This is a genomic window from Ensifer aridi, from assembly GCF_002078505.1.
GTDB lineage: Bacteria > Pseudomonadota > Alphaproteobacteria > Rhizobiales > Rhizobiaceae > Sinorhizobium > Sinorhizobium aridi.
In genome coordinates this window covers 43,372-63,330 of the sequence record NZ_LUAV01000023.1, presented here as the reverse complement: position 1 = coordinate 63,330, position 19,959 = coordinate 43,372, and the positions used below count along the sequence as shown (strand labels likewise).

General features: G+C 58.8%; 18 protein-coding genes and 2 pseudogenes. 11 read left to right on the top strand and 9 right to left on the bottom strand.

The features are described from left to right. The first annotated feature begins 284 nt into the window (after positions 1 to 284). Positions 285 to 1,349, top strand: coding sequence for an FAD-binding oxidoreductase (locus AYK65_RS20920; RefSeq protein WP_081160361.1), 1,065 nt, complete (start codon positions 285 to 287; stop codon positions 1,347 to 1,349). A gap of 42 nt (positions 1,350 to 1,391) precedes the next feature. Here AYK65_RS20920 and AYK65_RS20915 read toward each other — a convergent pair whose 3' ends face one another. Continuing rightward, positions 1,392 to 2,273, bottom strand: coding sequence for a LysR family transcriptional regulator (locus AYK65_RS20915; RefSeq protein ID WP_081160359.1), 882 nt, complete (start codon positions 2,271 to 2,273; stop codon positions 1,392 to 1,394). Between the two features lie 202 nt (positions 2,274 to 2,475). On the opposite strand from AYK65_RS20915, the gene AYK65_RS20910 reads away from it, so the two are divergent. The 3 genes and pseudogenes from AYK65_RS20910 (at position 2,476) to AYK65_RS20905 (ending at position 4,429) form a co-directional block, all read left to right on the top strand. Further along, positions 2,476 to 3,525, top strand: a complete 1,050-nt coding sequence (locus AYK65_RS20910; RefSeq protein WP_081160468.1) for a YeiH family protein — start codon at positions 2,476 to 2,478, stop codon at positions 3,523 to 3,525. 121 nt (positions 3,526 to 3,646) lie between these two features. Then, positions 3,647 to 3,772 (top strand): annotated as a pseudogene (locus AYK65_RS33665) (Rieske (2Fe-2S) protein); the annotation flags it as partial. Between the two features lie 33 nt (positions 3,773 to 3,805). Continuing rightward, the gene (locus AYK65_RS20905) at positions 3,806 to 4,429 is read left to right on the top strand and encodes an HD domain-containing protein (RefSeq protein WP_139793285.1); all 624 of its coding nucleotides are present in this window, start codon (positions 3,806 to 3,808) and stop codon (positions 4,427 to 4,429) included. Positions 4,430 to 4,785: 356 nt separating this feature from the next. Here AYK65_RS20905 and AYK65_RS33515 read toward each other — a convergent pair whose 3' ends face one another. From AYK65_RS33515 to AYK65_RS20880, 4 genes and pseudogenes are all read right to left on the bottom strand, one after another. After that, positions 4,786 to 4,914: a hypothetical protein gene (locus tag AYK65_RS33515; RefSeq protein ID WP_275531679.1), complete on the bottom strand. Its 129-nt coding sequence runs from the start codon at positions 4,912 to 4,914 to the stop codon at positions 4,786 to 4,788. 16 nt (positions 4,915 to 4,930) lie between these two features. After that, positions 4,931 to 5,314 (bottom strand): annotated as a pseudogene (locus tag AYK65_RS20895) (MarR family winged helix-turn-helix transcriptional regulator). Positions 5,315 to 5,375: 61 nt separating this feature from the next. Next, positions 5,376 to 6,377, bottom strand: a complete 1,002-nt coding sequence (locus AYK65_RS20890; protein ID WP_081160354.1) for a glycine betaine ABC transporter substrate-binding protein — start codon at positions 6,375 to 6,377, stop codon at positions 5,376 to 5,378. 647 nt (positions 6,378 to 7,024) lie between these two features. Continuing rightward, positions 7,025 to 7,927: a choline sulfate utilization transcriptional regulator gene (locus AYK65_RS20880; RefSeq protein ID WP_081160349.1), complete on the bottom strand. Its 903-nt coding sequence runs from the start codon at positions 7,925 to 7,927 to the stop codon at positions 7,025 to 7,027. Between the two features lie 97 nt (positions 7,928 to 8,024). Between AYK65_RS20880 and AYK65_RS20875 the strand changes: the two genes are divergently transcribed. From AYK65_RS20875 to AYK65_RS20860, 4 genes are read left to right on the top strand one after another with little or no spacing between them, the layout of a single operon-like run. Continuing rightward, positions 8,025 to 8,975 (top strand): choline ABC transporter substrate-binding protein, encoded by a 951-nt coding sequence (locus AYK65_RS20875; protein ID WP_081160346.1) that lies wholly within the window; start codon positions 8,025 to 8,027, stop codon positions 8,973 to 8,975. 18 nt (positions 8,976 to 8,993) lie between these two features. After that, a complete protein-coding gene (gene betC, locus AYK65_RS20870) occupies positions 8,994 to 10,505 on the top strand; it encodes a choline-sulfatase (protein WP_081160344.1) in 1,512 nt (503 codons plus the stop codon). 48 nt (positions 10,506 to 10,553) lie between these two features. Next, on the top strand, positions 10,554 to 11,483 hold the full coding sequence (locus tag AYK65_RS20865; protein ID WP_081160341.1) for a sulfite exporter TauE/SafE family protein: 930 nt from the start codon (positions 10,554 to 10,556) through the stop codon (positions 11,481 to 11,483). Then, positions 11,480 to 12,274 carry a TIGR02186 family protein gene (locus AYK65_RS20860; protein ID WP_081160339.1) on the top strand — a complete coding sequence of 265 codons (795 nt, stop codon included), beginning with the start codon at positions 11,480 to 11,482 and terminating at the stop codon, positions 12,272 to 12,274. The genes AYK65_RS20865 and AYK65_RS20860 overlap by 4 nt, the downstream gene beginning before the upstream one ends. A 532-nt stretch (positions 12,275 to 12,806) precedes the next feature. Here the strand turns inward: AYK65_RS20860 and AYK65_RS20855 are convergent. From AYK65_RS20855 to AYK65_RS20840, 4 genes are all read right to left on the bottom strand, one after another. Then, the gene (locus AYK65_RS20855) at positions 12,807 to 13,892 is read right to left on the bottom strand and encodes a transposase (protein ID WP_081160465.1); all 1,086 of its coding nucleotides are present in this window, start codon (positions 13,890 to 13,892) and stop codon (positions 12,807 to 12,809) included. Positions 13,893 to 14,020: 128 nt separating this feature from the next. Next, positions 14,021 to 14,230 (bottom strand): hypothetical protein, encoded by a 210-nt coding sequence (locus AYK65_RS20850; protein WP_081160336.1) that lies wholly within the window; start codon positions 14,228 to 14,230, stop codon positions 14,021 to 14,023. Between the two features lie 6 nt (positions 14,231 to 14,236). Beyond that, on the bottom strand, positions 14,237 to 17,140 hold the full coding sequence (locus tag AYK65_RS20845; protein ID WP_081160334.1) for a coiled-coil domain-containing protein: 2,904 nt from the start codon (positions 17,138 to 17,140) through the stop codon (positions 14,237 to 14,239). 3 nt (positions 17,141 to 17,143) lie between these two features. After that, positions 17,144 to 17,545: a plasmid mobilization protein gene (locus AYK65_RS20840; RefSeq protein ID WP_081160331.1), complete on the bottom strand. Its 402-nt coding sequence runs from the start codon at positions 17,543 to 17,545 to the stop codon at positions 17,144 to 17,146. Positions 17,546 to 18,230: 685 nt separating this feature from the next. On the opposite strand from AYK65_RS20840, the gene AYK65_RS20835 reads away from it, so the two are divergent. The 3 genes from AYK65_RS20835 to AYK65_RS20825 are packed head-to-tail and all read left to right on the top strand — an operon-like array spanning position 18,231 to position 19,770. Further along, positions 18,231 to 18,944, top strand: coding sequence for a ParA family protein (locus AYK65_RS20835; protein WP_139793291.1), 714 nt, complete (start codon positions 18,231 to 18,233; stop codon positions 18,942 to 18,944). After that, positions 18,937 to 19,374, top strand: a complete 438-nt coding sequence (locus AYK65_RS33190) for a hypothetical protein (protein ID WP_139793284.1) — start codon at positions 18,937 to 18,939, stop codon at positions 19,372 to 19,374. The genes AYK65_RS20835 and AYK65_RS33190 overlap by 8 nt, the downstream gene beginning before the upstream one ends. A gap of 3 nt (positions 19,375 to 19,377) precedes the next feature. Next, positions 19,378 to 19,770, top strand: coding sequence for a hypothetical protein (locus AYK65_RS20825; RefSeq protein ID WP_081160326.1), 393 nt, complete (start codon positions 19,378 to 19,380; stop codon positions 19,768 to 19,770). Positions 19,771 to 19,959: the final 189 nt, after the last annotated feature.

The window sequence follows — 19,959 nt, the reverse complement described above, 5'->3', positions numbered from 1 at the left end:
GGCGTAAATCCGGCGTTATTAATCGCAGATTGCGATTGAACCGCGGGGCGGAGTCCTGGATCGGCGGGCGCGGGTCATTTGGTCATTTGGGGAGGAGCGCCGCTTCAGCGCAGTCGCATGGTCACGACAATGCGAAACGCTTATGCCGGTGAGACAGGTGGTTACGCTTTGTGCTGCAATCACACCCATGGTGATCGCATTTAACGATTGAAAAGGGGATTTTGCTCGCTCAATCCACTTTGCGGAACTTGATATAGCTGTGGCACAGAGTCAGAGGTGCCTTGATGCTTATGGAAGCAAGCTTTCCCTTCTCCCTTTCCGCAGCCAACCAGCAACCATGCTACCGCGGAGGTCCGGCAACATTGGTATGCAAAGCCGTGATCGACGAGACGCATGATAGCAAGACGTTCGTGTTTGAAGACAGCCAGAGCAGGAGCTTCGATTTCAAACCCGGGCAATATATCAGCTTCAAATTCGAGATCGAAGGTAAGCTCTGCCCCCGCGCCTATTCCATCTGTTCAACGCCTACCCGTCCTCACAACGTCCAGATTACCGTCAAGCGCGTGCCTGGCGGGCTGGTGTCTAACTGGCTGAACGACCACATGCGCCCCCGTATGTCCGTCGAAATTGCCGACATAGCCGGCCGCTTCAACTATTTTGACATTCCCTCCCGGAAGCCGCTTTTCCTCTCCGGCGGCTCAGGCGTGACACCGGTAATGTCGATGCTCCAATACATCACCGACGTCGTCGATCAGGTCGACGTCGAGTTCGTCCATTTCGCACGGACCCCGAAAGACATTATTTTTCGAGATCAGCTCGAATTCATCGCCAGGCGTTTTTCCAACATCAAGGTTCATATGGTGGTCAGCGAAACCGGCGAAGAAACTTGCTTCCGTGGGAGGATGGGAACGATAAGTGCGTCTTTGATGCAGTCGCTTGTTCCTGACCTTTCGCAACGCGAAATTTTCATGTGCGGACCGGAGGGCTTTATGAAAGCAGCCCGGGCCATGGCGGCAGAGGTGTCAATCGGGGCACTACACGAGGAAAGCTTCGGCGAGAGGATTCCGATCGAAGAACCGGACAAGTTAGGTGGCGAGGTGTACTTCTCACTCTCTGGCAAACACGGAACCTGCGCGCCAGGGGAAACAATCTTGGAAGCAGCACTGAACGCTGGCATCTGGATTGAGAGTTCCTGTCACCAGGGCGTTTGTGGAAGCTGCAAGGTGAAATTGACGCAGGGAAAAGTGGACATGCAGGATCTTGGCGGTTTGCCGGCGTGCGAGAGGTCGGAAGGATACGTCCTGGCCTGCTGCAGCCGCCCAATGGGCTCCGTATCCATCGACGCATGAGAACGGACGCCTGCGGGATCGATTGAAGATCCGAGGCCGGTCTCAGGCATCCTTCACCTTCGAAATCTTGAAATGGCGATCTGCAACGCTTTTCAGCGCAAGGATTGCACGGCGCACCAACGGATCGTGTTTGCGACGCCTCTGCGTCGCCACATAGACCGGCTGATGGATGTCGGGAGCATCCTCAACGACCGTGGCCGAAACACCGGAGCTTGCGAGATAATCGAGGGCATGCTCCGGAAGATAGGTCGTACCGCCGAAACGTTTCATGATGCCAATGGCCAATTCCTCATAGCCCACCGTTAAAGCCGGATGGGCGAGGTGAGGCAGAAGCTCGGCGTGTGCACGCTCGATATAGGCGGTGTAGGATGCGCGGATATATCGGTCGGCGGTGACATCGGCCACGTTCGCGAATTCGGTGGATACCATCACCAGCCGCTGGGCACCAATCTCCTCGATGCTGAGGTCAGGAAGGAATTTCGGAGCGAAGACGACTCCGATATCGGTCGCGCCATTGGCCAGATCCGCGATGATCTGCATCGAATAATCCGCCTCCAGATGCAGCGCGACATGCTTGTTGATCGCGTGCAGTTCGCCGATCCAGTCCAGAAAGAGGGTGCGCATCAAGCTGAACTGACCGGAGACCCTTAACGAGCCTTCGTAGCGCTCCAGCCCTCCGATGTCCCGGCGTGCGTGCGCCCAGCCAGCCTTCAGCGCCCGCGCATGCTGCTCAAACCGAAGACCGGACGGTGTCGGTATCGCACCCGCCCGCCCACGCTGGAAAAGCTTCGCCCCGACAGCCTGTTCGAGCGCCTTGACGCGACCGCTGATGGTGGACTGCGTCGTTTCCAACCGCTCCGCGGTTCGATTGAAATTGCCGGTCTCGAGCAGGTCAAGGAACGTGTCGATGAGATCCAGGTTCATCTTTGATCGCAAATCACGATTGATATCGTACTTCTAGGCGCGTTTATCATATCGAAAAAATATTGTCATCTCGGAGTACGCCGGCATTCGGCCCGTGCGTATTGGGGAGAGTAATGGTCATTATCAGTTGCGAGTTTCGCGGTTCCATGCTGCCACTCTTGCTATGCGCCGACTTCGTCTGCATCCGGGCTGCGTCTTGAAGATGCTCGATCAAACGGAACCGATCGCCCCCTCCAGCCAAGGCCAGTCCCCGAGGAAGATTGCGGCGACGTATTTTCCCGGCTTTGCTGTGGCGGTACTGATCGCGATCTCTGCGCAATTTCTATCCGAGCACTACGGGGTGCCGGCGACCCTGATGGCACTTTTGCTCGGGACCTCTCTCAGCGTGTTGTCCGAGAGCGGCACGAGGACTGCGCCAGGCATCCATCTGACGAGTCGCGCCGTACTTCGTTTCGGCGTCGCATTGCTGGGCGCACGAGTATCGCTGGAAGTGCTGAGTGAACTTGGGCTCAGCATGCTCTGCCTGGTGATTGCCGCACTTGTCTCCACCATATCGTTCGCCATGCTGGCGGGTAGAATTGGCGGGATAGATTGGCGGTCGTCGCTTTTGGTGGGAGGTGCCGTTGCGATCTGTGGAGCCTCGGCAGCTGTGGCTTTGAACGCCGTTCTCCCCGAGCGAAAAAACGCAGATAGAGATCTCACCCTCGCGATTGTGGTCATAACCGTCTTGTCGACCTCGGCAATGATCCTCTATCCGATGCTGGCAGCCCAGTTACACTTTAGTGCTCTGGAAGCGGGGGTATTCATCGGCGGTACGATTCACGATGTCGCCCAGGTCGTGGGCGCCGGTTTTGCAATTTCGGATGAAACCGGCGAGATCGCGACGATCGTCAAGATTGTTCGCGTGACCTTGCTTGGGCCGACGATAATCGCCACATCGATCCTGGTCACCGCATTGGGAGCAAGCGCCGGTCGGAAGCCACCAGGACCAAGCCGGCTTGTACCGGGGTTCGTACTCGGCTTCGTCTTGCTCGCGGCTCTCAAATCGCTCGGGCTTCTGCCGGAGGAAGCCGCCAACGTTGCTGCTGGTCTTTCACGCTGGGCACTTCTAACAGCATTAGCAGCCGTCGGCCTGAAGACGTCGGTAAGGGAGTTTGCAGCCGTCAAAGGATCGGTCATCGCTCTCGCGCTGCTCGCAACGGGGTTTCTCGCGGCCTTCATTATCGTCGGCCTCCTCTGGCACAGAGGCTAGAGCGTGTTGACGGACGAAAACATAGGAAACCTTCCACGTTCAGTCGGAGCCTAGTTCTTCACCGCAGCACCACAGCCTGGAACCCTGAGAGAAGTGCAAGCGGTAGGGCGAGCTCGTCCGGTGCGCTTGGCACGGCTGGGAGTTTGAAATCAAGTCGGGCAAATGCCTCGTTGACGAAAAGCTCCGCGCCCGAACCTTCCCCGTCCCTATGGAGGGTGACAACATCTTTATTGAACTTGGCCGGTGATCGCCACAATCACCTATTCCTATGAGGACAATGATGGAAACCGTGAAGTTTACGCAAATGAAGGATGGTGATCGCGAAGATTACGCCTTCCTTATGGAACACGAGACCGAATACGCCGCAGGAACCGCCGACCGATTGCTCGGCACCATGGTCGAGCTCGACAAATCGCTGTCGGGCTACAAGGTCACCCGACTTGGTCATTCGCTCCAGGCTGCTACCAAGGCTTGGGAAGCCGGCGCCGATATCGATTGGGTGGTTTCGGCGCTTCTGCATGACATAGGCGATATCTTTGCGCCCTACAATCATGATGAATACGCCGCGGCGATCCTTCGACCCTTCGTGCGGGAGCAATGCGCATGGGTTGTCGAAAAGCACGGAGACTTCCAGCTTCTCTACTACGGAGAGCACGTAGGCGCGAACCCGAACAAGCGCGAGGCATACCGGGACAGCCCGTATTTTGACGATTGTGCCGAGTTTTGCGAGAAGTGGGATCAGTCAAGTTTCGATCCCGACTACGTCACCAAGCCGTTGGAATTCTTCGCCCCGATGGTGCGCGAGGTGTTTGCCCGCAAAAGTTATGATCCGGCTGTAATCAGAAAGGGCGAGCGCTTGCCCCTTTCGGACATTGCGACTGCGGCCCGCCGATCGATTCAGTAGCTGATACACGCCCCCAGGCAGGCAGTGGTCATTGTCTGCCTGGGGAGCAAATCGCGGTGCTTGGGAAACACGTTACACGTGCAGCACGCCTAATCTTATGACTGTGCTAACTGGGTTACTCGATGAAGTTTGGCAAGAGCGCGTCAGGCGCCGCGCCGCTGAGGACCATCATCCCGATGCCGCTGGCGACCATGACGAGAAGGACGACATAGAAGGCGCCAGCTTGCGATCCGCTCCTGCCAGCGGGCGACCCCTGAACGAGAAACGGCTTCCGATCGAATCGCCACCAGACAAGGCGAAGAGCCGTCAGAAGCAAAACGACGATGCCACCGGTTTGTGGAAACGCAGGATCCCCGCTAGGCCGCCGCGTTCATGGCATTGACGGCCCGAAAGCCGGAGCCGAGAAGCCCCACGATGAGTATGGCGCTCAGCCAACGAATGGAGACCGCTATTGCGCCGTAACGATCAGGCCTGCTCTTCAACATCTCCGTTTCCTTCTAGTTAGCTGCGCAGCGTCTTGATGACGGTGTGCGTCGTCTCTATGTCCTCGACCTTGAGACCTTCCGAAAGCCTGTTTACCCACGGCGCCTGCAGGCGCATGGCAGTCTCGAACGTCTGCTTTCCCTTGCCGTTAGGACGACGAGTTTGCGCCCGCCGGTGATGCGGGTTGGTCTCGAATGTGACGAGCCCTTCCTTCTCCAGATCATTGACGATGCGCTGGACGTTTTGGCGGTTTGCTCCCATGTCGCGCGCGAGCCATGCGACTGGCTGCGGCCGTTGCGCTGCGGCGATCGTGCCAAGGACTGCCAGCGGGCGCGCGTTAGGCCAAGGTCCGCGCTTGTCGTCCGGGTTGAGCATTCGGTTGTTGAGCCTGAGCAGGTCCAAAGCGAAAAGCAACTCCGCCCATGGACTTGCCACAGGCGGAATGGGAGCCGTTTCGCCTCTTTCAGAGAGAAGCCTTCACCTTATCCGCGACTTCGGGAGAAAGCCATTTTGTCCAGATTTCGGGCTTGTTATTCAGGAAGTACCTCGCGGCCTCTTCGCCGGTCGCTTGATTCTCGGTCATCCAAGCCAGTACTTCGTTCACCGTGGCGTTATCCCACCGCCGCGATTTCAGGTAGTCCATCGCCACACCGGCGCGCTCAGCAAACTCGCCAGTAACGAGTGTCTCCACCTTGTCGCTGGGCCAGGCGTTTACCTTTGGATCTTCGCAATCCGCCACAGTGATGCAACGCTTCCATTCCGCTGCATCGTGAGGCGTATCAGAGTCAAGCTTGACCATTAAATACTTGCCGAGGACCGACGAGGGTGACCAATAGTAGCCCAGCCAGCCAATCTGGCGTTCGTAGTTCTTGGCGATGGAACCGTCCAGACCTGCGGCCGAACCCGGATCGACAAGCACGAAGCCTTTCGCGTCCCCTTCGTAAGCCTTGTAAAGCTGACTGGTTGCAGTAGAGGCTCCCCAGCCCGCCGGACCATTGAAGACAGCACCCTTCGAATTGTCCTCCGGAGCAGGGAAAAGTTCCGGGTGTTTTAGCGCGTCGGAAACCTTCTTGATGTCCGGATGGGCATCGGCAATGTACTTCGGGATGTACCATCCCTGCATTCCCCCATCACTCAATGCATTTCCAGCGGATACCAGCTTTCCTTCGGCGACCCCTCTCGAGACAATGTCGGGCAGAGCATTGAGCCATGCCTCAGGTGCTATGTCGGGCTCTCCCTTTTCAACCATCGACGTCATGATCGAAACTGTGTCGCCCATGGTAATCTCTGCCGAGCACCCATATCCATTTTCGAGAATGATTTTATCTATGTTAGCTAGGACATCAATCGATTGCCAATCCATGTTGGCGATAACGACATCCCCGCATTCCGCGGCAAACGCAGCCGGCGCGAGGCTGGCAAGACCAACTGCAAAACAGGTGGTCGCGAGCACCTTTCTAAACATGGTAATTCCTCTTGAACTGCGGTCTCTCCTCAATTCGGCCTTGCAGCGTGACCGCAGTCGCTGTGGCCGTTAGCATGAGTTGCGATGAACGCTCCTTTTTCAGCCAAGTACGCATGCCCGGCCGGCGCCAGGCTAAAGTGCTGATCCACACAGTTGCGGCTTCGAGCTGAACGGCTATCAGGATCATTCTTCAGGCTTAATCCTCTGCCGCGTGGAGGGGGGCCTGCTATCGAAGAGAGATCGCCCAGCACGAGACTGGCGATAGTTGGAATGCTCTTCATGCAATTCCCTTGAACTATTTAATTTCTATATTCCTGCCGTCATTTTAGGACCCTGTGAAGCAGGGTTTTCTCGATACCTCCCATAAGCATTTTCTATGGATGCTTAGCGCCTACGTCACTGCGAAAATGGCCACCGAAAGAACAATCAACAAACGGCTACTTTGGCACTAGCGCCGATGCGTTCCACGGTCGCCGAATGAACCTCAAAAGATGCGGGCAATTTTTGCCACGGCCGCCATTCAGCATGCCGATGATTTCGGTGCGCTGATCAGATATCCGGGTTAGCCTGTCTTGATATCAGAATTTCTTCAGTTGAAAGCGGCAACGGCGCGCTCTGCGGAGTGCGGCTTCGTAAGTGGCTGGAGTCTATCCGGACCGGGCGTTCGCGGCCAGCCAAGCGCTGAGGTGGCCCGTATTCGTGTCCGCCCGCGAAGGTGGAAGCAGCCAATAGCCCCTTTCGGGAGCCCCAACCGTCGGTCCCGCCTCGACAAGCATACCCGATGAAAGCAGTGAATCGACGAGAGCACTCCAGCCGATCGCGATGCCCTGCCCTGCCACCGCAGCCTGCACTACAAGGGAGTAGGTATTGAACCGCAAATCGACGTGACCTGCATGTGCATCGCGTACGGTGTTGAAATGCGAAAGATAGCTTTTCCATTCGAACCACGGTGAACCAGACGATGCATCAAGGTGGATCAGGGTCGATTTTGCGAGTGCTGAAGGTTCGCCGAAAGGTCCATTGTCTTTAAGAAAGGTTGGAGCGCATACCGGTGTCACGACTTCGGGCAAGAGCAACACGGCATCAGAGCCGATATTGCTCTTCGCGCCGAAAACGACAGCGACATCGTTGTCCCTCATCGCACTGCGCTCAAATCGTTGCGTGGCAACGATTTGAATATCGAGCTGCGGATGGAGCATCCGAAACGCGTGCATCCGCGGAATGAGCCAGAGCGCGGAAAAAGCATAGTCTGTCTGCAATCGTATCGTCGCGCGCTCCTTTTCGGCGCGAAAACCACGAACCAGACCGTCGATCTCCGCGACGGCCCTTGATGCAACCTCGAAAACCGCCTGGCCTTCGCGAGTGAGTTCGACCCCGCGGTGTACGCGTAACAGCAGGGCCACGCCCATTTGCTCCTCTATTCGGCGGATCTGATAGCTGATGGCAGGCTGCGTCAACCCGAGCGCGGCGGCGGCTGACGAAAGGCTGCGTCGCCTGCCCACCTCAGCAAACAGGCGCATCCAGCCAAGCTCCACCGGCCGATCTCCCATAAAAAATCCCTTTGTCTGATATTAAGAAAATCCGTCTTCACACGGGGAACAGTGCGGATCATGAATAAAGAAATCTAATAACACAAGAGGGATCGCGATGAAGAAAAGTTCTGTCGTTTTCCGCCTGCTCGGAGTCCTCATTTGCGCCGGCGTTTGCGTCACGGGCGCGCGGGCTGCAGATGAGGAGGCCTGCCAGGTCATCCGAATGTCGGACCCGGGCTGGACCGACATCACCGCAACCAACGCCGTCGCCAGCGTTCTGCTCGCGGCCTTGGGCTATGAGACCGACATCAAGACTTTGTCTGTGCCGATCGGCTACGAGTCGATGAAGAACAAGGAGATCGATGTCTTCCTTGGCAACTGGATGCCCGCACAGACGGCCTTCATCAACGATCTCAAGAAAGCCGACGCGGTGGAGATCGTCAACCGCAATCTCGAGGGGGCGAAATTCACCCTGGCGGTACCTGCCTACGTCGCCGAGAAGGGCATCAAGGATTTCTCGGACCTCCAGAAGCACGCAGAAGAGTTCAAGCAGACGATCTACGGCATCGAGCCAGGTGCACCGGCCAATGCCAGCATTCAGAAGATGATCGAAGCCAACGACTTCGGTCTTGGAAAGTGGGGATTGGTGGAGTCGAGCGAGCAGGCAATGCTTTCCCAGGTCGAACGGGCCGCCAAGAACAAAGAGCCAATCGTTTTCCTCGCTTGGGCGCCGCATCCGATGAACAACCGATTTGACATTGAATATCTCTCCGGTGGCGACGCGTATTTTGGACCAAACTACGGCGGCGCCGAGGTCTACACGCTTGCGCGCACTGGTTGGACAAAAATGTGCCCCAACGCCGCCGGCTTCTTCCAAAACCTGTCCTTCGACATCGCGATGGAAAACGCGCTGATGGGAAAAATCCTCGAAGGCGAAGATCCGAAAGAAGCGGCAGCAGCCTGGCTCAAGGAGAACCCGCAGCCTCTCGATGCCTGGCTGGCGGGGGTCACGACCTTCGATGGTGCTCGCGGACTGGACGCCGTCAAGGCGTCTCTGGGGCTCTAGACGGCAAGGAGCTTAATCGTGTCACGACCCAACATTCTCATCCTGATGGTCGATCAGTTCAATGGAACATTGTTTCCAGACGGGCCGGCCGATTTCCTGCATGCGCCTCATCTCAAGGCGCTGGCCGAGCGCTCGGTTCGATTCGCCAATACCTACACCGCCAGTCCGCTTTGCGCACCGGCGCGTGCATCCTTCATGTCGGGGCAGCTTCCGAGCCGGACGCGGGTTTACGACAACGCCGCCGAATTTGCCTCCGACATCCCGACCTTCGCGCATCACCTGCGCTCTGCGGGATATCAGACCTGTCTCTCGGGGAAGATGCACTTCGTCGGGCCGGATCAACTGCATGGGTTTGAAGAGCGGCTGACGACGGATATCTATCCGGCGGATTTTGGTTGGACGCCCGACTATCGCAAGCCCGGCGAACGCATCGACTGGTGGTACCACAATCTCGGTTCGGTCACGGGGGCTGGAACCGCCGAGATCACCAACCAGATGGAGTATGACGACGAGGTCGCCTATCACGGCACCCGGAAACTCTATGACCTTGCTCGCAGCAATGATGAGAGGCCGTGGTGCCTGACGGTCAGCTTCACCCACCCGCACGATCCCTACGTCGCCCGCAAGCGTTTCTGGGATCTCTACGAAGATTGCCCCGCTCTCGAGCCCAGGGTCGAAGCCATTCCTTTCGACGAGCAGGATCCGCATTCGCAGCGGCTTCTGGTCGCCTGCGACCACGAGTCCTTCGAGATTTCGCCTGACGATGTGCGGCGGGCACGCCGCGGCTACTTCGCCAACATCTCCTATGTTGATGAGAAGATCGGCGAGATCGTTGACGTGCTCGAGCGAACCGGCATGCGTGACAATACGGTGGTGCTGTTCGTATCCGACCACGGCGATATGCTCGGAGAGCGCGGACTGTGGTTCAAGATGAGCTTCTTCGAGGGATCAGCGCGCGTGCCGCTGATGATATCAGCGCCCGGCTGGAAGCCCGGGCGAATAGAAACGCCGGTCTCGACGCTCGACGTCACGCCCACCATAGCCGCCATCGCCGGACTCGACATCGCCTCCGTGCAGCCGTGGACGGACGGCGAGGACCTCGGGCCGCTCGTCCGTGCTGAAGGTGGTCGCGGGCCGGTGCCAATGGAATATGCGGCCGAAGGCTCGGAAGCCCCGCTTGTCGGCCTCAGGGCGGGTGCACACAAGCTCATGCTCTGCGACAAGGACCCGCCGCTTCTCTTCAATCTCGACGCCGATCCCGACGAATTGCAGAACCTCGCAGAGAATCCGCAATACCAGGACAATCTCGCTCGTCTGACCGCCGAGTGCGAGAAACGCTGGAACCTGGCGGCGTTCGACGCCGCCATCCGGGAGAGCCAGGCACGCCGGTGGGTGGTCTATACGGCTTTGCGCAACGGCGCCTACTATCCTTGGGACTATCAGCCGCTGCAGAAGGCGTCGGAACAATACATGCGGAACCATATGGACTTGAACGTGCTCGAGGAAAAGCAGCGGTATCCGCGAGAGTGAACCTCAAAGCCGTCTAGCAGCCATTACTCCACTTGTTGAGATCCTCCCGTGTCCATCTATCTGCCGATTGCGGAGCTATCGGTGAACATCCTCATCATCCTCGGCATGGGGGCCGCCGTCGGTTTTCTGTCGGGCATGTTCGGCGTCGGCGGCGGCTTCCTGATCACGCCGCTCCTGATCTTCTACAACATTCCGCCGGTGGTGGCGGTAGCGACCGGCGCCAATCAGGTGGTGGCCTCGTCGATCTCAGGCGCCATCACCCATTTCCGCCGCGGCACGATCGACATCAAGCTCGGGACGGTCCTGCTCTGCGGCGGCCTCGTCGGAGCGACCTTGGGCGTCTGGCTGTTTTCGATCCTGCGCCGGATGGGCCAGCTCGACCTGGTGATTTCGCTGCTTTACGTCGTGCTGCTCGGTTCGGTCGGCGGCCTGATGCTCTGGGAGAGCATCGGCGCCATGCGCAAGACCGCGAAAAACAAGCCCACGCAGTTGCGCCGGCCCGGCCAGCACAATTGGATCCACGGGCTGCCGCTGAAGATGCGCTTCAAGAAGTCGAAGATCTATCTGAGCGTCATCCCGGTCGCCACGCTCGGCTTCTGCATCGGCATCCTGACGTCGGTCATGGGCGTCGGCGGCGGCTTCATCATGGTGCCGGCGATGATCTATCTGCTGCGCATCCCGACCAGCGTCGTCGTCGGGACCTCGCTCTTCCAGATCGTCTTCGTCTCCGCCTATACGGTCATCGTCCAGGCCTCGACCAACTATACTGTCGATATCGTGCTCGCCTTCGTCCTGATGATCGCCGGCGTCATCGGCGCCCAATACGGCGTGCGCGTCGGCCAGCGGCTGCGGGGCGAACAATTGCGGGCGCTGCTGGCGCTGCTAGTCCTTGCCGTCGGCATCCGCCTGTCGATCGAGCTCATCATTCCGCCGAAGGACATCTACTCGGTCGTTTCGGGAGGAGATGGTTCCAGATGATCCGCCTCGCTCTTCTCGCTCTTCTCGCATTCGGTGGCGCTGCACAGGCTGGTGCACAGCCGCAGCCCCAAAACGGTGACTTTACCGAGAAGCTGGAGATAGGCACTTCGACGGACGAAATCGCCATTACCTCCGATTTCCGCGGCGCCGACCTGACGATCTTCGGCGCCATCGACGGCTCTGACTCCAACCTTCTGGCCCAGGGCAAATACAATGTCGTCGTCACGCTCGAGGGACCGAAAGATAATGCGACGGTGCGCAAGAACGAGCGAGTCTTCGGCATCTGGGTCAAGACGTTGTCGATGACTTTCGAGCTGGTGCCGGAATCCTATTCGCTGGCGAGCACGCGCGACATTGGGACGATCGCGCCGCCGAGGGTCATCGCCAACACCGGCATCGGGGTCGATCACTTGCGCCTGGAGCCGCTCGGCTTGATCGGCGACGGCGGCAACCTCGTCGAATTCCGCAATGCCTTTCGACGCGTCCGCGAAGACAGCGGCGTTTACCAGCGCGATCCGGGCGGTGTGCAGTTCATCAGCTCGAGCCTTTTCAAGGCGTCATTGCGCTTGCCGGCCAATGTCCCAAACGGCGTGCATTTTGTGCACGCATATCTCTTCCGCGACGGAATGTTTGTTGTCGCGAAAGCCTTGCCGCTCAGGGTCGTCAAGACCGGCCTCGAACAGGCGATCACCCGCGCGGCGCACGACCAGCCGATTATTTACGGCCTCTTCGCCGTCGCACTGGCGATCATGACCGGTTGGGGCGCAAGCGTGGTCTTCCGCAAGGATTGAGATCCCTTGCGGGTCTGGGGGATACTCATCTTTCGTGAGAGCCATTCGATTTGGATTTCGGCTGGGATTTGCACTTTGATGGTCGGTTGACACTCGTGCGCCCCAAGCCTGGTGACCGTTCGCACATCTGACGTGACAATCATTATGCGATCGCGTGCCGTTCAGACGAAGTCGCTCGGATTGGGAAGTGCCTTCGTTTGTATTCGCATCGTTCTCTGGAACCTCGTCGACCTGAAACGCATCAAGTGGGAAAACCCGGTGCGCACGCCTGGTCGTCACACGGACTGGGGGTTGGAACACTTACCTACAACGATATGAGCGGGCTGGGCCGCAAAAAGACCAAGAAAGACAATGTGAGTGGCTGTGAACTGCTTAGAGCCGCCCCGAACGGCCCAATCTCCTCTCCGGGATGATCGCTATTTGGCGCGAACCAGACCTCGACCGCGGGGCGTCCGAACTTCGGCTGTCCACCGAGGCTGTGTGGAAACGCCTGGTGCTGTGTGGTCTGGTGAAGCACAGACGCTCTGAAGGATTAGGCCCTCATCGCCTTCATCAACATCGGTACTCCGAGGATGGCGATCGCCCGTTTGAGGTTGTAGGCGAGGACATGGAGGCTCATCTCGGTTCCGACGTTGGGGAGCCGCCGGGTGAGGAAGTGGCCTCGGCCCATCCAGTCCTTGATGGTCCCGAAGACATGCTCGACCGTTTGCCGCCGCACCCGCATGGCACCGGGCATGCGGTCGAGCCTGGCCTGCATGGCGTCGATCACCTGCTCATGCTCCCAGCGCCGGATGCGCCGAAGCTTCTCGGGCGTGCAGCGGGGCTTGAGTTCGCAGGTCGAGCAGGCGGTCAAATGGCGATAGAAGATGACGTCGCCTTCGCGATCCGATCGGTGCCCGCCTCTGGTCAGTTCCTGTCCGGCCGGACAAACATACAGATCCCGGTCGGCGTCGAAGACGAAGTCTTGCTTGCCGAAGAAGCCACGTTTCAGGCCGCTTGAGGTGAGCGACTTCGGCACGATGGCCTTTATGCCCGCCGCGTCGCAGGCGAGCACTTCTTCGCCCGAGAAGTAGCCGCGATCGGCCAGCACGGTCAGCTCATCCGCGCCGGTCGCCTCCTTCGCTTGCTGGCCCATGCTGGCAAGTTGACTGCGGTCATGACCGACATTGGTGACCTCATGCGCCATGACCAGATGATGCTTCGTGTCCACCGCCGCCTGGACGTTGTAGCCGACGAGGCCGGTACCCTTGCCGTTGGTGGCCATGGCGCGGGCATCGGGATCGGTCAGCGAGACCTGTCGGTCGGGTGCTGCCGCGACGGCGTGCTCCATCGCTTTCAGATCGCGCATCTGCTGGCGCAGGCGTGCGAGGCGCTCCAGTCGTCGGCTCGACTGCACCTGGTTGAGGTAGCCATAGAGGTAGAGCTTCAGCATCGTCGCGGGGCGATAGCCCGGCCGCCCTGTCGCCGCTGGCGCCGCAAAGCCCAATCCGCTCAAGTCCAGTTCGTCAATGAAGACATCGACGACGCGGACCGGGTTGTCTTCGGCGACATAGTCATCGAGGCATTCCGGCAAGAACGACAGTTCTCGGCGGTCCTTACCCTCGATGAAACCCGCCATGCCGAATCTCCCGCTCAACTCGAGGTAGGCTATCATGCGCGGGAGTTTTCACACAGCCTCCACCCAAAGCCGCCAGGTCTGCACTAGGAATGGTCGATTGGCGCCGATCTCGAAATAGAGCTGAGCCCTTAAAAAGGCCAGAAGCCGGCAACATAGGCCGAGGTGTCATTTAGCCAGACCATCGTGTCACGATACCAGGCCATGACCGATTCAAAGACTTCCTGGACGAAGGCTAGAAACATGCTGGCGACGAAGATGAAGGCAATCACCTTCCCCAGCCCATCCTCTTTGGTGGAGTCGGTCTGGATGACGTATTGTTGACGGTTATCGTTGAGCATTGCCTCTTAACGGTCCCGGTCGTCGCGGTCGCGTTCCCTCTGTTGCATCTGTTCCCGCTCCAGCTCCTCGAGACGAGGAATATGCTGTTGGGCGGGGTCTGTCCGCGTCGTTTCTCCGCTGCGCTGAGCGACTTCCTTATCCCTATTTAGACGATCTTGTAGGCGATTTGTAGCATCGACGGTGGACGCGAACTCGTGAGCTTCGCGCGTGTCGTTGTCGATCGGCAGCCGATCCGGCTCATCGCGAGCTTCGCGTCCCTGCTCGGCAATCACATCGACGTTCGCCGGCGCCTTCCCCTTTTCTTCGTCGAGGTCGGGCTCTGCTTCCGCAAACTCTTTCGCCAGCTCGTCCATATAGGCGTCGAAATCCCTTTGGGACGGCGGCGCTGCAACCTTAAAGTCCGTGGCGACCGTGACGCCATGAGCTCTCAGTTGCTCCAACTGCGGAGCAACACTATCGACGTGGCTTTCGTGCTCTTGCCGATCCCTCTCGATCGATGGAACGTAATCGACGCCACTCTCCCGAGCGGATGCGGCTTCCTCTTCATCATAGCCGTAGTCGGTTTCCGTCCGCGAGAGATCGAGAACATCCCCCGGTCCAAGCTTGTCGAGTTGCCCGTTCATATCCGCGAGGAATTGCCGTTCGGCAGATATCTCGTTTCGGGTCGCATAGCTGTCCTCTGCAATGTCGCTCAAACGCTCGTTCAGGCGGTCAATGCGCTCGGCTATGACCATCTGCACTGCCTCTATGACGTCTGCGCGCCCGTCATCCTGTCGATCAACTTCGGCTTGTTTTTCCCCGCGATCGATGGCTTGTCGCAAATCCTGGTCCTGCTCGGCAACGTCTCTCAGGTAGCTGTTTCCTTCGGCAGCCAACTGCGCGGCCAGCTCCAGAGCTTGATTGAGCCCGGCCTGCATTCCTTCCTTGCGGTCGGCCGAAAACTCGCCGGCCTTGATCCGATCAAGTCCCTCTCGATAGTGCTCGATTTCGATCATGGCCTCGTTGCCGGCCTCAACAACAGCCTCGCCGTGCTTGGCGACCGCAGCGTCCCACTCGTCGTTGGTCGAATCACGCGGCTCGCTGCGAAGCGCTTCGCCACCTTGCTCCGCCAATGCCTCTTTGCGCTGCTCGTAAAGGTCCACCAGCTCACGCTTCTGATTGACGAAATCTCGGGCGAGGCCGGCTATCTCGTCAAAGTCCGCCCGATCGTCTGCCGAGACCGACCGCTCCAACTTGAACAAGGCCGTCTCGACCTTCTTCTCGTAGGTCTCAAACTCTGCTCGTGACATGTCGCGCAATTCCTGACCCTCCAAAACCATCTCCTGCAGTGTAGCCAAATTGATGCGGAAGTTCGATCCAAAATCCGCGCGTATGACAGTGCCGCTCGTTCCCGTCTGTGCTGTCGAAATGCTTGATTCTAAGTACTTGCGATGCTGCATGGCATAGGCCACGGTCTGACGATCACCACCCGACAGGGCGACCTTCTGCCACGATTCCTGCACCTTTATGATGTACTGTCGGCTCCGGTCGCTCTGCGCGACCGTGCGTCGGCCGCTACGCTTGGCGTCGTATCGCGCCTGCGCAGCCTCGCTCGTCCCGACATGCTCTGTGCGGCCTTCTCGGCTCACCGGCCGGACCTGGGTGCGCGTGAATGCCGGCGGGCTGGCAAACTCGCGCCGGTCGGTCATTTCCATCTCAATGCCGTGCTCCCGCGCCTTCTCTGCCATGACGGATCGCCATTCGCGAAACACGGCAGGCGTCGTCTCGATGCGATCACCGGAATCCGATTTCATCGCCACGATCGCATGGGCATGCACATGCGGACGCTTACCCCCCTCCTCTGCGGCTTTCGGATCGCTGGTCGGATCGTGCATGGCGAAGACATACCGGTGCCCAGCGAACTGATGCGCCAGGAAGTCGCGAACCGCCCCTTCGAACGCGGCAACGTCGGTTCCGGCCCGAGCCGACATGATAACGTGCATCACGTCGCGGCTCTTGCGGCTGTGGAGCTCGCCGCGCCATTCCTTCTGCACCAGGTCGCCCGCGACCTTCTCATTCGCTATCGACTGGCCGCGATCGTCGCGAACGTCGTCATGCCGATCGACCAGCCCGCGCAAGCGGCTGGCGCCGAACTCGACGCCATTTCCGTAGCCATGAAAGGAGAACTTCGCCGCAGCCTCGCCCGCGGCCGCGCTGGCATCGTATCGGCCCTGGATGATGTCGGCCGCCTTCAAGTCGCCCGTTAGCCGCTCCCCCTGCCCGCTTCGCAATACGACAAGCCCCTGAACGGTCACGGAGCCGCCGTCATTTTTCGCGATGGCATAGGCATAGCGCCGGTCGCCAAAGCCGCTCGTCAGGGTGCTCCTCACCTGCTCGTGCAATGCCTCTTCTGAGGCAAAGTCGGGCGCCGCGATTTCGAGGGAAAAATTCCCAATGTCGCGGCTTTCTGCGCGGTTCTGAAAAAGGTGGTCCCAATCGCCACGGATGCGCGCCAATTCCTCCCGCCCCTCGAGGATCCTGCCGCTTTCGTTCTCCACTTTCAGCTCGCCGCCACGGGACACATAGTTCAGCATCGCACCGACCCGAGCACCGCCGCCATATGACGCCATTTTAACGACTGCCGGCTGGCTCCCCTTTGCGACGGCCGCTAACCGCGCCTCCATCGGGCGGGCGACCGTTGTCGCCGACGTCGCCTGCGCTCGAGGAGCCCCCCTCCCCTTCGATGTGGATCCACGACCGCCGCCCGAGCCTCCGCCGCCGCCTGCAGCGCCGAGTTGAGCCAATTCCTTCACGCGCTTTCGCATCTCTTCCTCTGCCGAAGCGCCTCGCCCGCCAGATGACATTTCGTGCAGCAGCGCTGCGCGCCGCTGCTCCCATTCGCTGGTGAATGCGCCGAAGAAGATTTCCAAAGGCTACTTCTCCCCTCGACGCTGATAACCAGCTCGCCGCGTCAGAGCACGCAGCTCGCTCATCACCGCCGCTTGAATCCGCTGCACGTTCTCAAGGTTGATGTCCAATTCGCTTGGGTGGACACCACGGCCGCTGTTGAGCGCCCTCGCGACTTGATTCAGGTTGATCCCGATCATCCGCATGTCTTCGAGCAGAGCCGCCATGACCAGGCGGTCATCGCCGGTCAACATCGGCCGAACCCCCGCCCCCTCCAGAAGCAGCGACCGGAAAAAGCTGGATACCGTCATGTCGGCATCCTCGGCGGCCTTCTCGATCGCCGCATGTTCGTCACCCGTGACGCGCACATGCAAAGTGCGATCCTTCTTCGTCGGCTCGAGAAGAGCGTTGAATTTCCCCTCATCCATTTGGCCGTTGGCCCCCTACTGGCGCTTGCGTCAGATGATCGAGGGCTCGTCCCTCGATTGCAGGAAAAGGGCGTAGCACATTTTTCCGTATCCTGCCTCTCTAAATTGTAAGGGGAAATTCAACGAAACAACTTCGAGCTGCGCTCGTCCTTTTGTCCTTCCGGACCGGGCCTTTGCCCGGTCGTTTAACGAGGGAACGCTCACCAGGGTTCACCTCCGAAATCCGGTTTGGCCTTTGTCTGCTCCTCGTACTCAGCCGCAAGGGACGCTCCGGTCTCCGGTCTTCGCCCTTACGGCTTCCGTGCGAGCGTCAAAGCCGGCCTTACGCGGCTCCGGGGTTCACTGATCGGGCGGAGCGTGGGTTGACGCCGCACCGCCGTCGAGTGAAGCAGCCAGCAGTCACAAGCCAATGTCGTGTCGATATATCACACGAGTTAGCAGCACGATCTTTCCACATTATGTGTTTATGGGGCGACTGCGAAATGGTTTCACATTGTGCGGATAATTGTTCACATCCTGTAGCTGTGGTTTAGTTCGCTCGATTGACTACACGGCACGGTAGTGCAATGATTCCACGTCGTACGGGCAATCGTTCGCATAGTGTGCAAACGAGACGCGGAAACTCCGTCCACGTCCACGACGAACTGCCGGAAAGACTTTGGACCAGCAAAGGGAGTTGCAACGCTTGCCACTATTCATTTCTGCCGTGAGCGGCAAAGGTGGGGCTGGGAAGACAACAGCAACAATCTTGATCGCCGGGGAGTATGCGCTTCAGGGGAAGCGTGTGCTTCTCATCGATGCGGACGGACGCCAAAATCTGCAGGAATGGTGGAAGCGCTGCGAGGCAAAGGACAACCTGCCTGCCAACATCGAGCTCATAACCGCCGCGCGCCAGACCACCGTTCAGCAGCTCCTGGAGAACGAGGCGAACAAGTTCGACGTCGTTTTGATCGACTCGCCGGGCCAGGACACCGTCCTAAGGGACACCATCATCGCCGGCTCCGATATTGTGCTGACACCGATCCAACCGAACCAGGACGAGATCAAGGCGGCAGGACAGGCCGCGGCCGACACGGCCGACATTTCCGACAAGGTAGGGCGGTTAATCCCCCACGCCAACTTCGTCACCAGGATCACCATGCCGGCGAAGCTGCTGGAAGCTTACCGCCTGATCAGGCCGTTCGTTCAGAACCTGCAGGAAGGCGGCTACGACTCCTATCTGCTCAAAACGGAGCTAATGGAGCGAAATTGCTATCGCGAAATTCGAAACGGCTATGGCACCGTGCAAATGCTCGAGCTCACAGAGTCGGTGAAAAAAGCGAGAGCGGAAGTGATGAGCCTGGTTCGGGACATCGAAGCGATTTTGGCGGGCGAGAATGAGGTAGCAGCAAATGGCTAAGGGTCAAACGACCGTTTCTGACTTTGCAGTCGCGCCGCGTCGCAGCCGCCCACTTGAGCAAGCTGCGTCACCGGCGGACTCAGCATCGAATCCGGCTGAGCCGTCGACAGAAACGAAGAATGCAGATCAGCCTCGAGAGCCCGCACCGCTCGGCACTGAGGCTGATCAGCCCGCCAATCGTCTGATCGCCCCGACACAAGAAGCTCGGCGCGAACGGGCCACCACGAGAGCATTGCAGCGAGAGGATTCGAGAGTTCGCTTGCGCGACCTGAAGAGGGCGCGCGATCGGGAATCCAAGCACTACGTCAACTGCCCGCTCGATTACGACACGAAGGTGCGGCTGCAAAAGGCCGCCATTGAGAACGACGTGAAGATGACGGTCATCATGAAGGCCGCGATCGACCAGTTCCTCAAGGATAACGGCTACTGATCGATGTTAGGCCGCGGCTTCCTTCTTGGCGCAGCCGTCGGCTGCGTCCTCGGCGTGTATATTGCTCCCCATCTCGGCCGCCCGACAGCCGGTATGGGGAACTTTTCAGAAAGCAATTTGCCTCAATTGAATATTCTGAGAGCCGTACCCGAAAAGGCTACGTGGCCGACAGACGATCAGGCCAAGGCCCGGCTCTTCGGACTATCCAAATGGGATCTAAGTAAGCATGGCAACGGCTCAAAAGTGATCGTCAACCGCTGCATTCGAATTGCAGACACGGAGATCGCTTGCGAGCTTTCCGCGCCGCTCAGGTGGATCACCGGCGAAACTCAAATTGAGGCGCTCTTTCAAGGCAAAGACGGCGACTGGAAGATGATAGCCGCGAAGAATCGTTAAAGGGCTTTTCACGGCTGCTTCGCCATTCTAAGCGCGAAGTTTATTGCCCGAATGCTCGGGCGCGTCCTGAAGCATTTTGATCCATCGCCTCAATGAGCTCGCAACCGCGATTTCCCCCAAAAAGTTAGGGAAAATTGCTGTGATTCTCCGGAGAATGCACTCCAAAATACTTCAATGTGGTGCATAGTG